The sequence below is a fragment of the Pelagerythrobacter rhizovicinus genome (assembly GCF_004135625.1).
GTDB lineage: Bacteria > Pseudomonadota > Alphaproteobacteria > Sphingomonadales > Sphingomonadaceae > Pelagerythrobacter > Pelagerythrobacter rhizovicinus.
This window is the reverse complement of sequence record NZ_SDPV01000001.1, coordinates 1633540-1647091: the sequence shown is the minus strand read 5'-3', so window position 1 is coordinate 1647091 and position 13552 is coordinate 1633540. Positions and strand designations below refer to the sequence as shown.

Below are 13552 nucleotides of genomic sequence, written 5' to 3'. Positions count from 1 at the left end.
GCAAGCGCGTGCCGGTTGGTGACGCGCTTTCCTATACAGGCTAGAGAATCGGGCCAGTCATGCTGACCCGCCTGTCCATCCGCAACGTCGTGCTGATCGAAGCGCTCGATCTCGATTTCGGGCGCGGCCTTGGCGTGCTCACGGGCGAGACGGGCGCGGGCAAGTCGATCCTGCTCGACGCGCTGGGCCTCGTCCTCGGCAATCGGGCGGAGACCATGCTGGTGCGGGGCGGCGAGGACCGCGCGAGCGTGACCGCGAGCTTCGAGTTCGCTCGGCTGCCCGATGCGGTGGCCGAAGCGCTCGACGATGCGGAGATCGCGATCGAGCCCGGCGAACCGCTGATCGTCCGTCGCCAGGTACGCGCCGATGGCGGGAGCAAGGCCTTCGTCAACGACCAGCCGGTCAGCGTCGCGCTGCTGCGCGCGCTCGCGCCGGTGCTGGTCGAGCTGCACGGACAGCACGACGACCGCGGGCTGGTCAATCCGCGCGGCCACCGGGCCCTGCTCGACCGCTATGCCGGGGCGGACACCGCGGGTGTCGCCGCGGCGTGGGATGCCTGGCGCGGGGCCGAAGAGCGGCTGGAAAGTGCGCGCGCGGCGATCGATCAGGCCAGGGCCGACCAGGATCTGCTGCTGGCGCATCTGGCGGAGCTGACCGCGCTCGAGCCGCAAGCGGGCGAGGAGGCGCGGCTCGCCGAAGCGCGCGCGGCCATGCAGAAAGGCGAGCGCCTTTCGGGCGATCTCGAGGAGCTGCGTCATGTCTGGGACGGATCCGATTCGCCGCTCGCCGCGCTCCGGGTGGCGGCGCGGCGGCTCGACCGGATCGCGCCCGAGCACCCGCTGCTGGCTGAAGCGCTGGCCGCGCTTGATCGCGCGGTGATCGAGGCGAGCGAGGCTGAGGCGAAGCTGGAAGCTGCGGCCGAGGCCCTCGTGCACGATCCGGCCGCATTGGAGGCGGCCGAGACGCGCCTGTTCGACTTGCGCGCGCTCGCCCGCAAGCACCGCTGTGAGGTGGACGAGCTGCCCGAGAAGATGCGCGCGTTTCGCGCCGCGCTCGACGCCATCGAAGGCGGGGAGGCCGAGCTCGACGCGCTCGAAGCGGCGGCGCGCGAGGCGGGGGAGCTCTATCGCCGGCGCGCAGGCGCCTTGCATGAGGCGCGGTTTGCGGCGGCGGCGAAACTTGACCAGGCTGTGGCGGCGGAGCTGGCGCCGCTCAAGCTCGATGCGGCGCGGTTCCGCACCGCGGTCGGCGAACTGCCCGAGGAACGCTGGGGGCCGCACGGACTGGACAGCGTCGAATTCCTGATCGCAACCAATCCGGGTGCGGACTTCGCCCCGCTGGCCAAGATCGCCAGCGGGGGCGAGCTGTCGCGCTTCATCCTTGCGCTCAAGGTTGCGCTCGCCGAGCAGGGCGGGGCGGCGACGGTGATCTTCGACGAGATCGACCGCGGCGTCGGCGGCGCGGTCGCCAGCGCGATCGGCGAACGCCTTGCGCGGCTGGCGGAAGGCGGGCAGCTGCTCGCGGTGACGCACAGCCCGCAAGTCGCCGCGCGCGGCCGCGTGCACTACCTGATCGCGAAGTCGAGCGAGGGCACCGTCACGAAGACCTCCGTCCTGCTGCTCGACGAGAGCGGTCGGCAGGAAGAAATCGCGCGCATGCTCTCGGGCGCCGAAGTGACGCCCGAGGCACGCGCACAGGCGGACCGGTTGCTGGAGGGGGTGTGAGGCATGCCGCGCTCGGGATCGCCTTGCTGATGGCCACGGGCACGTCCTCGGCCGCGCCCGCCGGCGGCGACACGTTCGGCACCGATGCGCATCTGGAGCCGTCGGAGCCGGACGCGGTGCTGCGCTATGCCGATCATCACCGCGGGTTCGCGGAGTTGCGATTGCCGGTGGGAGAGGGGCCGTTTCCGCTCGCGGTGATCTTCCATGGCGGGTGCTGGAAGACCGGCGTGGCCAACCAGGCCTACATGGCGCCGCTCGCGACGCGCTGGCAGGGGCAGGGGATCGCCACGCTCAACGTCGACTACCGCGAGGTCGGCGACGGCGGCGGCTGGCCGGGCAGCTTCGCGGACTGGCAGGCCGCGGCCGCGCTGATCGACCGGGTATCCGCCGCGCACCCGATCGACCGTGCGCGGGTGACGCTGGTCGGCCACTCGGCCGGCGCGCTCCCGGCCCAGTGGCTGGCAATGGCGCAGGGGAGCGACAGCCCGCTTGGCGCGCGCGAGCCACTGGCGGTGCGCGCGGCAATCGTCCTCGACGGCCCGGCGGATATCGGGGCGGAGCGCACGGCGTTCGACGCCCTGTGCGAGTTTTCGGCGGTCGATCCGTTCATGGGCGGCGATCCGGGCGCCGTGCCCGCGCGCTATGGCGCGATTACGCCCGCGGACCATGCACCGCAGCTGGAGGAACTGCTGTTCGTCCAGGCTGTCCTCCCGTCTCCGCCTGAACCCGCGCAGGCGGCAATTCGCGCTGCGGGCACACGGTTGGAGATTCGAGAGAACCCCGGCGCCAGCCACTTCGATGTCCTCACACCCGGCTCCGAAGCCCACGCCGCCAACGAACCCGCCATGCTGAATCTGTTGCGGGGCGGAGAGGTTGCTCGATGATGGACCGGCGAATGCATCTGGCGGCGCTTGCCGCTTTTGCGGCGGCGGTGTTGCCCGCGCGGCGGGTGGAAGCGCTGGGGAGGATCATGGAAGAGCAACAACCGCAATACGGCCTGATCGGGCAGATCATCGCGCAGCCCGGCCAGCGCGCGGCGCTCGCGGCGATTCTGACCGAGGGCACGGAGAAGATGCCGGGCAACTTCGCCTATCTCGTCGGCGAGGATGCGGCCAATCCGGATGCGCTGTGGGTGGTCGAGATATGGGCGGATGAAGAGGCTCACGCCGCCTCGCTGGCCTTGCCGCAGGTCAAGGCGGCGATCGCAAAGGGCCGCTCGCTGATTGCGGAATTCGGCACTCGCGCGGAGTTCAAGCCGGTGGCAAACGCCGCTGCATGACGGATATTGAATCGCTCTCCGAGGCCGAGGCCGCCAACGAGCTGATGCGGCTCGCGAAGGCGATCGCGCGGCACGACCGGCTCTATCACGCCGAGGACGCGCCGGAGATCACCGATCAGGAATACGATGCGCTCGTGCGCCGCAATGCCGAGCTGGAGGAGCGGTTTCCGCATCTCGTGCGGGCGGATTCGCCGTCGCGAGCGGTCGGGCATGCGGTTGCGGGGTCGCCGCTGTCGAAGGTGACGCACGAGGTTCGCATGATGAGCCTCGATAACGCCTTCGCCGAGGAGGAGGTGGCGGACTTCGTCGCGCGCGTGCGGCGCTATCTCGCGCTCGCGGAGGACGCGCCGCTCGCCTTTACCGCGGAGGACAAGATCGACGGGCTGTCGTGCTCGCTGCGGTACGAGAACGGCACGCTCGTCCGCGCGGCGACCCGCGGTGACGGGCTGGTGGGGGAGGATGTCACCGCGAACGTGGCGTGCATTGCGGACATTCCGCAGCAATTGAAGCCCTCTCCCTTTCAGGGGAGAGGGAGGAGCCGCGACGCGGCGGAGCGAGAGGGGGAGGAGGACAATATCCCCCTCTCCCCGACCCTCTCCCCTGGAGGGGAGAGGGAGTTTCCCGAAGTCTTCGAGATACGCGGCGAGGTCTACATGGAGCGCGAGGCCTTCCTTGCGCTCAACGGGCGGCTGATGGAGGAGGCGCGGGCGCAGGCGGAGGCGAAGGGGGAGGAATTCGACCCCGCCAAAGTCCGCCAGTTCGCCAATCCGCGCAATGCCGCCGCCGGTTCGCTGCGGCAGAAGGACCCGAGCGTGACCGCCAGCCGGCCCCTTCGGTTCTGGGCCCACGGGTGGGGCGCGGCATCGGAAGTGCCGGGCGAAACGCAGCACGTGGTCATGCGGCGGATCGGCGAATGGGGCCTGCCGATCAGCCCTGATCTCAAGCGCTGCCAGTCGCTGGAGGAGATGCTCGCGCACTACCACGCGATCGGCGAGGGGCGCGCAAAGCTCGGCTACGAGATCGACGGCGTGGTTTACAAGGTCGACCGGCTGGACTGGCAGGAGCGGCTCGGCTTCGTCGCCAAGGCGCCGCGCTGGGCGCTGGCGCACAAGTTTCCCGCGGAGCAGGCCGAGACGACGCTGGAGGCGATCGACATCCAGGTCGGGCGCACCGGCAAGCTGACCCCGGTCGGCCGGCTCGCGCCGGTGCTCGTCGGCGGGGTGACGGTGACCAATGTCACGCTGCACAACCGCGACGAGATCGCGCGGCTCGGTGTGCGGCCGGGCGACCGGATCAAGGTCCAGCGCGCGGGCGACGTGATCCCGCAAGTGGTCGAGAACCTGACCCGCGATGCCAAGCGGCTGCCCTATCATTTCCCGGAGGAATGCCCGGAGTGCGGCAGCGAGGCCGTCGCCGAGGAGGGCGAGGTCGACGTGCGCTGCACCGGCGGCCTGATCTGCCCGGCGCAGCGGACCGAGCGTCTCAAGCACTTCGTCAGCCGGGGCGCGCTCGACATCGAGGGGCTGGGCGAGAAGACGATCGAGCAGTTCTTCGCCCTCGGCTGGCTCGAAAGCCCGGCCGACATCTTCCGCCTCGAGCGCCGGCGCGACGAGATCCTCGCGCTCGAGGGGTGGAAGGACAAGTCTGTGGACAACCTGTTGGCGAGCATCGAGGCCAAGCGCGCGCCCGATGCCGCGCGGCTGCTGTTCGGGCTCGGCATCCGCCACGTCGGCGCGGTCACCGCGCGCGACCTGATGAAGGGCCTGAGCGACATCCGGCGTCTGCCGGGCAAGGCGGCGGAGATCCACGCCTACCGCGAGGAGAACCCGCGCGGGCCGGACGAATCCGAAGGCAAGTTCAACACCCGCATGGTCGAGGCGATCAAGGACATCCTCGAAGTGCGTGCCGACGGGATCGGCACCGCGGTCGGCTTCGCGCTGGCCGACTTCTTCCACGAGGATCACAACCGCGATGTGTGGCACGACCTGATCGGCGCCGAGCCCGGCGCGGGCGTGGTCGATCCGCCGGCTTACGTGATCGAGACGAAGGACAGCGCGGTGGCGGGCAAGACGGTCGTCTTCACCGGCAAGCTGGAGACCATGAGCCGCGACGAGGCCAAGGCCCAGGCCGAGCGCCTCGGCGCCAAGGCCGCCGGATCGGTCAGCGCCAAGACCGACCTCGTGGTTGCCGGCCCCGGGGCCGGCAGCAAGCTCAAGAAAGCGGCGGAGCTCGGCATCGAGGTGATCGACGAGGCCGCCTGGGCAGAGATCGTCAAGGCGGCGGGCTGAGAGCCACCTTCCCCCGCTAATCGCGTCATCCCAGCGAAGGCTGGGATCGCTCTCCGCACCGTACAACCTGGCGGCACGCGACCCCAGCTTTCGCTGGGGTGACGGATATGCGTATGGAGCGGCGCGCCCCGAGCCAAGGCGTGGCCTGTCTGCGGCGGTCGACGCAACGTTATCGCTGGCCATCCATTGGCCAGGTAGACGTGGCCTTTTCCACGTCCTGCTCCGCGCCTCCCGGCGCCCCGCGCCGGATGGTGAGGGGGCGAACCAGCCAACTAGCGGAGACGAACGATGCAAGTCAGCGAATGTATGACGAGAGACGTCCAGGTGGCGAGCCCGGACGACACCATCCAGCAAGCCGCCCAGATCATGGACCGCATCGATGCCGGCGTGCTTCCGGTGGGTCAGGACGAGCGCCTCGTCGGGATGATCACCGACCGCGACATCGCGGTTCGCGCCGTTGCCAAGGGCCGCGAATGCGACACGCCCGTGCGCGAGGCGATGAGCGGCGAGGTCCTGTACTGCTACGCCGACGACGATGCAGACGAAGTGCTCGAGAACATGGGGGACCAGCAGCTGCGCCGGATGCCCGTGGTCGATCGCGACAAGCGGCTGGTCGGCATCGTCTCGATCGGCGATCTCGCGAAGAAGGACGAGCGCGACTCCGGCGAGGCGCTGAGCCAGATCGCGCAGCCGGGCGGTCTGCACGCCACCTGACGCCAACCAAGGAGAAGACCGATGAGCGCCAACGGCCTCGAGGTATTCGACAAGACCCTGCAGACGACCAACATCTGGCTCGACCAGATCATGGAGCGGCTAGGCCCCGACCGGCAGGTCGCGTGGAAAGCGCTGAGCACAGTGCTGCACAAGCTGCGCGACCGCTTGCCGGTGGAGGAGGCGGCGCACCTCGGCGCGCAGCTCCCGCTGCTCGTGCGCGGGGTCTACTACGATCAGTACCAGCCCGCGCGGCAGCCAGTCCGATGCAACCGCGAGGAGTTCGTCGCCGAAGTGACCGAATGGCTGGCCGACACCCGGCCGGTCGATCCGGAGGAGGCGATCCGGGCCGTGTTCGACGTGCTGTCGCGCAACATCGACACCGGGCAGATCGAGAAGATCAAGGCGATCCTGCCCGAGGGCATCCGCGACCTCTGGCGCAGCGCCGAACAGGTGGCCTGAAGGTCTTGGTGCGCGCCGGCTAGTTCGGCGGTGCCACGTCGTAGTGGATGATCTGCACGGCGATCAGGCCGTCCTTCACCACGAAGGCGTCGGCGCCGTGGCGCGTGCGTGCGCCGTTGGCGGCGGTCGCGGACCAGCCGAGCAGGGCGTAGTCGTCGGCCACCCGCAGCAGTTCGTAGCGATAGGTGGCGTCGGGCAGGTTTTCCTGGAGGATGCGGGCCGTCTTGCGAATCCCGTCTTTGCCGCGGAATACGCCGTCCTTCGCCATGACGAGCAAGTCGTCGGCGTAGTTCCGCTCGACGTCCGCACCCAGATCGTGCTCGCGCTGCAGCGCAAGATGGTCCTCGATGACTTCCCGTGTCGATCGCATCGGCTTCTCCTCAGGGGGAAGAACGCCGGTGTTGGGCGAGTGTTTCAAAGGGAGGAGCCGGTCCGCCGACCGCGCGTGTCGCGGCGTGGGACGGTCGATTGGGGGCGCCCCTCTGTCATCCCCGCGAAAGCGGGGATCCATAGTCGAACCGCAGACCCGGGATTCCCGCTTTCGCGGGGATGACAGGGTACTTTCGCGGGGATGACAGGGTTAAGAGCTTGGCGCACTCCTCTGCGTCTCCGCGAGCGCACTCTTTTGGCAGCTCGGCCGTCGCGGGAGGGTACAGGCCCACCCCCGGCCCCTCCCGCAAGCGGGAGGGGAGAAGAGGGTCAGCGGGTCAGCTTCTTGTATGCGAGGCGGGTGGGGCGGTCGGCGGCGTCGCCGAGGCGGCGGCGCTTGTCTTCCTCGTAGGCTTCGAAGTTGCCTTCGAACCATTCGACGTGGCTGTTGCCTTCGAACGCGAGGATGTGGGTCGCCAGCCGGTCGAGGAAGAAGCGGTCGTGCGAGATGACCACGGCGCAGCCGGCGAAGTTCTCGATCGCCTCTTCCAGCGCGCCGAGCGTCTCGACGTCCAGGTCGTTGGTCGGCTCGTCCAGCAGGAGGACGTTGCCGCCCTGCTTGAGCATCTTGGCCATGTGGACGCGGTTGCGCTCACCGCCCGACAGCTTGCCGACATTCTTCTGCTGGTCCTGGCCCTTGAAGTTGAACGCGCCGACATAGGCCCGCGTCGACATGTCGTGGCCGTTGACCTTCATGTAGTCGAGCCCGTCGGAGATCTCCTCCCACACGTTGTGTTTGGGGTCGAGATGGTCGCGGCTCTGGTCGACATAGCCGAGGCGCACCGTGTCGCCGATCTCGACGCTGCCGCTATCGGGTTCTTCCTTGCCGGTGAGAATCTTGAACAGCGTGGACTTGCCGGCGCCGTTGGGGCCGATCACGCCGACGATGCCGCCCGGGGGCAGCATGAACGACAGGTTCTCGAACAGCAGCTTGTCGCCATAGGCCTTGGAGATGTTCTTGGCCTCGATCACCTTGCCCCCGAGGCGCTCGGGCACCTGGATGACGATCTGCGCCTTGCCCGGCTTGCGGTCGCTCTGCGCTTCCTGAAGCTGCTCGAACTTGCGGATACGCGCCTTGGACTTGGTCTGGCGCGCGGCCGGCGTCTGCCGGATCCACTCGAGTTCGCGGCTGAGCGACTTCTGCCGCCCGCTCTCCTCGCGCGATTCCTGCTCGAGACGCTTGGCCTTCTTCTCGAGGTAGGTCGAGTAGTTGCCTTCGTAGGGGAAGTAGTTGCCGCGATCGAGCTCGAGGATCCAGCCGACGACGTGGTCGAGGAAGTAGCGGTCGTGGGTGATCATCAGCACCGCGCCGGCATATTCCTTGAGGTGGTTCTCCAGCCATTCGACGCTTTCGGCATCGAGGTGGTTGGTCGGCTCGTCCAGCAGCAGGATGCTGGGCTTCTGGATCAGCAGGCGGGTAAGCGCCACGCGGCGCTTCTCGCCGCCCGACAGCTCGGTAACCGGCCAGTCGCCGGGCGGGCAGCGCAGCGCCTCCATGGCGATCTCGAGTTGGTTGTCGAGCGTCCAGCCGTCGACCGCGTCGATCTTCTCCTGGAGCGTGCCCATCTCCTCCATCAGCGCGTCGAAATCGGTGTCGTCCTGCGGATCGCCCATCTCGGCGCTGATCGCGTTGAAGCGCTCGACCATGTCCGCGACCTCGCGCGCGCCGTCCTTGACGTTCTCGAGCACGGTCTTGTTCGGATCGAGCTCCGGCTCCTGCGGCAGATAGCCGACGGTGATGTTCTCGCCCGGCCAGGCCTCCCCGGTGAAGTCCGTATCGATGCCGGCCATGATCTTCATCAGGGTCGACTTGCCCGCGCCGTTGGGGCCGACGATGCCGATCTTGGCGCCCTGGTAGAACTGCAGGTTGATATCCTGCAGCACCGGCTTGGCGGCACCTGGGAAAGTCTTGGTCATGTTCTTCATGACGAATGCGTATTGGGCGGCCATCAGTCGTCCTTCGGGTACAAACGGGTGTTTCGAGAGTTGGCGCGCAGATAGGCGTTGGGGAGGGCGCGGGCAAGCTGGACTTGGCCGCAAGACGCCGATAGCAAGCGCGCCTATGAGGACTCTGGTACTGGCGCTCGCCGCCGCATCGCTCCCGACGCTCGCCGCCGCGCAGACCGTCGCTTCCGAAACTCCCGCCGCTGCCGCAAGCGCCGATGCTGCGCTGGAAAGTGACACGCTCGCGTGGGACTTCGTCGAGGGGATCACGACCGAAGTGGGGCCGCGCCAGGCCGGCACCGAGGCGGAGAAGCGCGGGCGCGACTGGGCGGTTGCATGGCTCAAGGCCAATGGCTTCGCCAACGTCGCCGACGAGCCGTTCGAGATGGAGACCTGGGTGCCGGGCGAACTGCACCGCGCCGAGATCGTCAGTCCGTTCCCGCAGCCGCTGGTCGTCCAGCCGCTTGGCGGCAGTGCCTCGACCGGTCCCGAGGGGATCACCGCCGAAGTGGTCGAGTTCGCCAACGTCGCGGCGCTCGAGGCCGCGCCCGCGGGCAGTCTGAATGGCAAGATCGCCTATATCGGCCACGCGATGACGCCGACACAGGACGGATCGCAATACGGCTTCGCCGGGCCCACGCGTTGGGTCGGTGCGGGGATCGCCGCGAGCAAGGGTGCGGTCGCCACCGTCATCAAGTCCGTCGGCACCGATCGTCATCGGAACCCGCACGCGGGCGGCACGAGCTTTCCCGAAGGAGTCGCCGCCACTCCGGCGGGCGCGCTGTCGATCCCTGATGCGCTCAATCTCGAGCGGATGTTCGACCGCGCCGAGGGGCCGATCACGATGAAGCTGACGCTCGAACCGCGCGAGCTCGGGACGACCACCAGCGGCAATGTCGTGGGCGAGATCGTCGGGCGCGATCCCTCCCTGCCGCCGGTGCTGGTCGCCTGCCACATCGATAGCTGGTGGAACGGCACCGGCGCGATCGACGACGGCGCGGGCTGCGGCATCGTCGCCGCGGCCGCCAAGCATGTCGCTGCCGCAGGCCAGCCGCTGCGCACGATCCGCGTGCTTATGGCCGGGGCGGAGGAGACCGGGCTGTGGGGCTCCAGGGCCTACTCCGCCGCGCATATCGACGAGCCGATCGCGGTCGGCCTCGAAAGCGATTTCGGCGCGGACCGCATCTGGCAGTTCGAGAGCAATTTCCGCGAGAGCAATCCGGACCTGCACGCGAGGATCGCGGCGGCCGTCGCGCGCTTCGGCGTCTCCAACGGCACCGGCGTCGCCACCGGCGGGGCGGACATCAACATCGCGCGCGACCAGAAAACAGCGATCATCGACCTGCAGCAGGACGGCACGCGCTATTTCGACCTGCACCACACGCCCGACGACACGCTCGACAAGGTCGATCCGGTGCAGCTGCGCCAGAACGTGGCGGTATGGACCCAGGTGGTCGGCATCCTCGCCAACGAACCGGGACCGATCAAGGGCGAGTAACGTTGTTCGGTCGGTAACGGAAGGACCGGCCGATCCTGTTTGCGAACGACACGCTCGACATAGTGGCGCGCGGCCTGCTGCTCGCGGTCGCCGCGCTTGCGTGGGTGGTGCTGCTCGTCAGGGTCAACGGCCTGCGTTCGCTTTCCAAGATGACCAGCTTCGACTTCGTCATGACGATCGCGCTGGGCAGCCTCGTCGCCGGGGCGTCGCAGGCGGATAACTGGAGCGGGTTCGCGCAGCCCCTGGTGGCGATGGCGGGGCTGTTCCTGGCGCAATGGGGCGCGGCAAGGCTGCGCAGGATCTCCCCCGCGATCGAGAACGTGATCCAGAACGAACCGGTGCTGCTGATGCGCGACGGCGAGATTCTGCGTGACGCGCTCGACCGGACTCGCGTGGCAGAGAGCGACCTGTTCGCCAAGCTGCGCGAGGCCAACGTCTCCGACCTTTCGCAAGTGCGCGCGGTCGTGCTCGAAACCACCGGCGACGTCAGCGTTCTGCACGGTGAAACGACCAGCGAGCGCCTGCTCGAGGGCGTCGAGCGGGAAAACTAGCGGCCCAGTTCGCGCCGCATGAGGCTCGGAAGCATTGCCGCCTGTATCGCCGCGCGCGCGACGAGGAACAGCGTGAAGGCGAGCCACAGGCCCCAGTTGCCGTGCGGCCAGGCAAGCCATAGCACGCCGGCATAGACCAGCACGGCGCCGAGCATCGAAACGAGCAGCGCCCGTGTCCAGCTCGCCCCGACGAACACGCCGTCGAACACGAATCCGGCGACGCCGGCGAAGGGGAGCAGGATCAGCCAGAAGGCCTGCTGCTGCGCTGCCTCGGCCACCGCATCGGTCGCGGCGAAGCTGGCGAGGATCGGATCGGCCAGCGCTGCAAAGGTGAGGGCAACCAGCGCCGCTGCGCCAAAGCCGCGCAGCAGGATCGCCTTGATGTAGCGCGCGAAACCTTCCCGGTCCGCCGCGCCGGCCCGCTCGCCGTTCAGCACTTGCGCGGCGTTCTCGAACCCGTCGAGCAGCAGCGCGGTGAAGACGAACATCTGGTAGAGGATGCCGTTCGCCGCGAGCACCACCGCGCCGCGCTCGGCGCTCAGCCGGGTGAGCGCGGCCAGCGCGACCATCAGCACCACGGTGCGCAGGAACAGGTCGCGGTTCAGCGATAGGAACGGCCGCAGGCTGTTCCAGCGCAGCACCGTGCGCTCGCGCGCGGCATCGAGGATCGTGCGCCCCTGATCGGCCCGCAGCACGAAGATCGCGACCGCGGCGAGCTTGGCGTACTCCGCGGCGAAGCTGGACCAGCCGACGCCTGCGATCCCCATGTCGAGGCCGAGCACGAACCACAGCCCCAGCGCGACGTTGAGCAGGTTGTAGGCGACCTCGAACACGAGCACCGCGGCCATCCGCCGCCGCCCCACGAGATAGCCGATCAGCGCGAGATTGAGCATGACCCCCGGCGCGGTCCAGTAACGGATCTCGGCGTAAGTCTGCGCGGCTGCGAGCACCTCTCCTTGAGCGCCCAGCACCCCGAGCAGCGCCGGCATCAGCACCGGCTTGGCAATCAGCAGCATGGCTGCGATCGCGATCCCGATTGCTGCGCCGCGCAGCAATATCGCCGCCTGTTCCTGCGCGCCGCTCCGCGTGCCCGCCTGCGCGACCAGCCCGGTCGTGCCCGTCTTGAGGAAGTTCATGACTGTGAACAGAACGGCGAACAGCCGCGCGCCGACGTCCACCGCGCCTTGCGCCGCGGCGTCCTCCAGCCGTCCCACGATCCACATGTCGCCAAGCCCGATCAGCGCAGTCGCGACATTGGTGAGCATCGCGGGAAGGGCGATCGCCCAGACGGCGCGAGTGTCGAGGGAGCGCGTGGAGGAAGGAGAGATCGTGGAAATAACCGTCGCTCCTCGAAACCTCCCCGCTTCGCTTGGGAGCATTTTGGCCGGAGGTCCCCGGGACACTCGCGAGTCACAAAATGCTGGTCGGGGAGACAGGATTCGAACCTGCGACATCCTGCTCCCAAAGCAGGCGCGCTACCGGGCTGCGCTACTCCCCGACCCTTGTGGCATCCCGGCATCCGGTGGGCCCGGCAGGACTCGAACCCGCGACCTAGCCGTTATGAGCGGCCAGCTCTAACCAACTGAGCTACAGGCCCATGGATACCGTTTCAGCGTGTCGCGCCTAGCTTGTGGCCCCGCGGGTGGCAAGATGGCTTACTACGTTTCTACCGAACGCATGATCTCCGCCACGCTCGTGGGTTTCACGCCGTGCTGGCCAAGATAGGCGTAAACCGCCCGGAACCAATCGTAGAGCGCGTCGAGATCGGCGTCGGTTTCGACGTACGAGGTGTAGCCCGGCGCGAGCGAGGGGCTGTGGAATGACAGTACGATCAGTGGCAGCCGGTCGTCGAGCGCCATGTCGAGTGCGCGGATCGCCTCGTCGATCGAGGTTCCCTCTGGCGTCAACGGAATGCGTTCGAGCAGGCCGAGCTTTGCGAAGACGCCGCTCATGCGCGGCATGCGCGAGATCATCGGGTGCAGCAGGCGCCCCTGTCGCCGCAGCATGCCCCAATACACCGTGGTCAGCGGCAGCTCGAGCACCGACATCTCCCCGTCTAGCCAGAACGGCTCGAGCGGATATCCGCTGTAGTCGGGGCCGTGCCGGTCGCTGTAGTCGAACAGCGGCCGGAAAGAGGTATCGACGCCGACGCCAGCTTCGCGCAGCAGTTCGGCGGTTGCCGGGCCGAAGCCGTAACGTCCCGCCCGATAGAGCTGGGGGCTGACGCCGAAGTTCTCGGCAATGGCGTCCCGCAGGCGCAGGAACTTCGCACGCTCGATGTCCGGCGGAAGATTGCCGGCGAACGAGTTGCGTTCGTTCACTTCCTCTTCGAACGGAGGGTTGACCCAAGGATGAAGTTGGATGCCCACTTCCGCCCTCCCGTTCGCGAGCGGCGTGGCGAGAATGTCCTTCGCGAGCGCCGAGGTGGCGATCGGCCAGTCGACCAGGTAGCTGGGCACGACGCCGAGGCCTTCGCAGAACTCCTGAAAATTGCGCAGGCGCGGCAGGTGGTCGAGCCCGTGCCGGTCGCGGGTGAAGGGGCCGCTCCAGTCGAACTCCTCTTCCGTGTCGACGGTAAGAATGACGCGCCGTCCGAAATCGCTTGCGAAGCGCGCCCTGGAACCGGGCGGGGGCGGGGAGGTCTTGGGCTGGCTCAAGCGCTGCAC

At 68.3% G+C, this 13552-nt stretch carries 12 protein-coding genes and 2 tRNA genes; 8 read left to right on the top strand and 6 right to left on the bottom strand.

Annotated features, from left to right (window positions below; genetic code table 11):
- Positions 1-59 precede the first annotated feature (59 nt).
- From recN to ETX26_RS07870, 6 genes are all read left to right on the top strand, one after another.
- Positions 60-1724, top strand: a complete 1665-nt coding sequence (gene recN / locus ETX26_RS07895) for a DNA repair protein RecN (RefSeq protein ID WP_129524044.1) — start codon at positions 60-62, stop codon at positions 1722-1724.
- 29 nt (positions 1725-1753) lie between these two features.
- Positions 1754-2608, top strand: a complete 855-nt coding sequence (locus tag ETX26_RS07890; RefSeq protein ID WP_129524043.1) for an alpha/beta hydrolase family protein — start codon at positions 1754-1756, stop codon at positions 2606-2608.
- A complete protein-coding gene (locus ETX26_RS07885) occupies positions 2605-3003 on the top strand; it encodes a putative quinol monooxygenase (protein WP_225425543.1) in 399 nt (132 codons plus the stop codon). Before ETX26_RS07890 ends, ETX26_RS07885 begins: the two co-directional genes overlap by 4 nt.
- Entirely contained in the window at positions 3000-5291 is a 2292-nt protein-coding gene (gene ligA, locus ETX26_RS07880; RefSeq protein ID WP_129524042.1) for an NAD-dependent DNA ligase LigA, read from the top strand. Before ETX26_RS07885 ends, ligA begins: the two co-directional genes overlap by 4 nt.
- A gap of 288 nt (positions 5292-5579) precedes the next feature.
- Positions 5580-6005 carry a CBS domain-containing protein gene (locus ETX26_RS07875; RefSeq protein ID WP_129524041.1) on the top strand — a complete coding sequence of 142 codons (426 nt, stop codon included), beginning with the start codon at positions 5580-5582 and terminating at the stop codon, positions 6003-6005.
- A 21-nt stretch (positions 6006-6026) separates the two neighbouring features.
- Positions 6027-6464: a DUF2267 domain-containing protein gene (locus ETX26_RS07870; RefSeq protein WP_129524040.1), complete on the top strand. Its 438-nt coding sequence runs from the start codon at positions 6027-6029 to the stop codon at positions 6462-6464.
- A gap of 19 nt (positions 6465-6483) precedes the next feature.
- Here the strand turns inward: ETX26_RS07870 and ETX26_RS07865 are convergent, their stop codons facing one another.
- Positions 6484-6834, bottom strand: coding sequence for a nuclear transport factor 2 family protein (locus tag ETX26_RS07865; RefSeq protein ID WP_165271719.1), 351 nt, complete (start codon positions 6832-6834; stop codon positions 6484-6486).
- Between the two features lie 329 nt (positions 6835-7163).
- Entirely contained in the window at positions 7164-8843 is a 1680-nt protein-coding gene (gene ettA, locus ETX26_RS07860) for an energy-dependent translational throttle protein EttA (protein ID WP_129524038.1), read from the bottom strand.
- Positions 8844-8955: 112 nt separating this feature from the next.
- On the opposite strand from ettA, the gene ETX26_RS07855 reads away from it, so the two are divergent.
- The gene (locus ETX26_RS07855; RefSeq protein ID WP_129524037.1) at positions 8956-10335 is read left to right on the top strand and encodes a M20/M25/M40 family metallo-hydrolase; all 1380 of its coding nucleotides are present in this window, start codon (positions 8956-8958) and stop codon (positions 10333-10335) included.
- Between the two features lie 62 nt (positions 10336-10397).
- Positions 10398-10886, top strand: a complete 489-nt coding sequence (locus tag ETX26_RS07850; RefSeq protein WP_225425542.1) for a DUF421 domain-containing protein — start codon at positions 10398-10400, stop codon at positions 10884-10886.
- Here ETX26_RS07850 and ETX26_RS07845 read toward each other — a convergent pair.
- From ETX26_RS07845 to ETX26_RS07830, 4 genes are all read right to left on the bottom strand, one after another.
- Positions 10883-12151: an MATE family efflux transporter gene (locus ETX26_RS07845; RefSeq protein ID WP_165271718.1), complete on the bottom strand. Its 1269-nt coding sequence runs from the start codon at positions 12149-12151 to the stop codon at positions 10883-10885. The genes ETX26_RS07850 and ETX26_RS07845 overlap by 4 nt on opposite strands.
- Before the next feature lie 156 nt (positions 12152-12307).
- A tRNA-Pro gene (locus ETX26_RS07840) sits at positions 12308-12384 on the bottom strand.
- A 25-nt stretch (positions 12385-12409) separates the two neighbouring features.
- Positions 12410-12483: transfer RNA gene (locus tag ETX26_RS07835), tRNA-Ile, on the bottom strand.
- A gap of 61 nt (positions 12484-12544) precedes the next feature.
- The gene (locus tag ETX26_RS07830) at positions 12545-13543 is read right to left on the bottom strand and encodes a polysaccharide deacetylase family protein (RefSeq protein ID WP_129524034.1); all 999 of its coding nucleotides are present in this window, start codon (positions 13541-13543) and stop codon (positions 12545-12547) included.
- Between the last annotated feature and the right edge of the window lie 9 nt (positions 13544-13552).

Excerpts from the sequence above, each read along its gene's own strand:
- ligA (WP_129524042.1), top strand. The coding sequence starts at position 3,000 with ATGACGGATATTGAATCGCTCTCCGAGGCCGAGGCCGCCAACGAGCTG.
- ETX26_RS07865 (WP_165271719.1), bottom strand. The coding sequence starts at position 6,834 with ATGCGATCGACACGGGAAGTCATCGAGGACCATCTTGCGCTGCAGCGC.
- recN (WP_129524044.1), top strand. The coding sequence starts at position 60 with ATGCTGACCCGCCTGTCCATCCGCAACGTCGTGCTGATCGAAGCGCTC.
- ETX26_RS07875 (WP_129524041.1), top strand. The coding sequence starts at position 5,580 with ATGCAAGTCAGCGAATGTATGACGAGAGACGTCCAGGTGGCGAGCCCG.
- ETX26_RS07890 (WP_129524043.1), top strand. The coding sequence starts at position 1,754 with ATGGCCACGGGCACGTCCTCGGCCGCGCCCGCCGGCGGCGACACGTTC.
- ETX26_RS07870 (WP_129524040.1), top strand. The coding sequence starts at position 6,027 with ATGAGCGCCAACGGCCTCGAGGTATTCGACAAGACCCTGCAGACGACC.
- ETX26_RS07845 (WP_165271718.1), bottom strand. The coding sequence starts at position 12,151 with ATGCTCACCAATGTCGCGACTGCGCTGATCGGGCTTGGCGACATGTGG.
- ettA (WP_129524038.1), bottom strand. The coding sequence starts at position 8,843 with ATGGCCGCCCAATACGCATTCGTCATGAAGAACATGACCAAGACTTTC.
- ETX26_RS07885 (WP_225425543.1), top strand. The coding sequence starts at position 2,605 with ATGATGGACCGGCGAATGCATCTGGCGGCGCTTGCCGCTTTTGCGGCG.
- ETX26_RS07855 (WP_129524037.1), top strand. The coding sequence starts at position 8,956 with ATGAGGACTCTGGTACTGGCGCTCGCCGCCGCATCGCTCCCGACGCTC.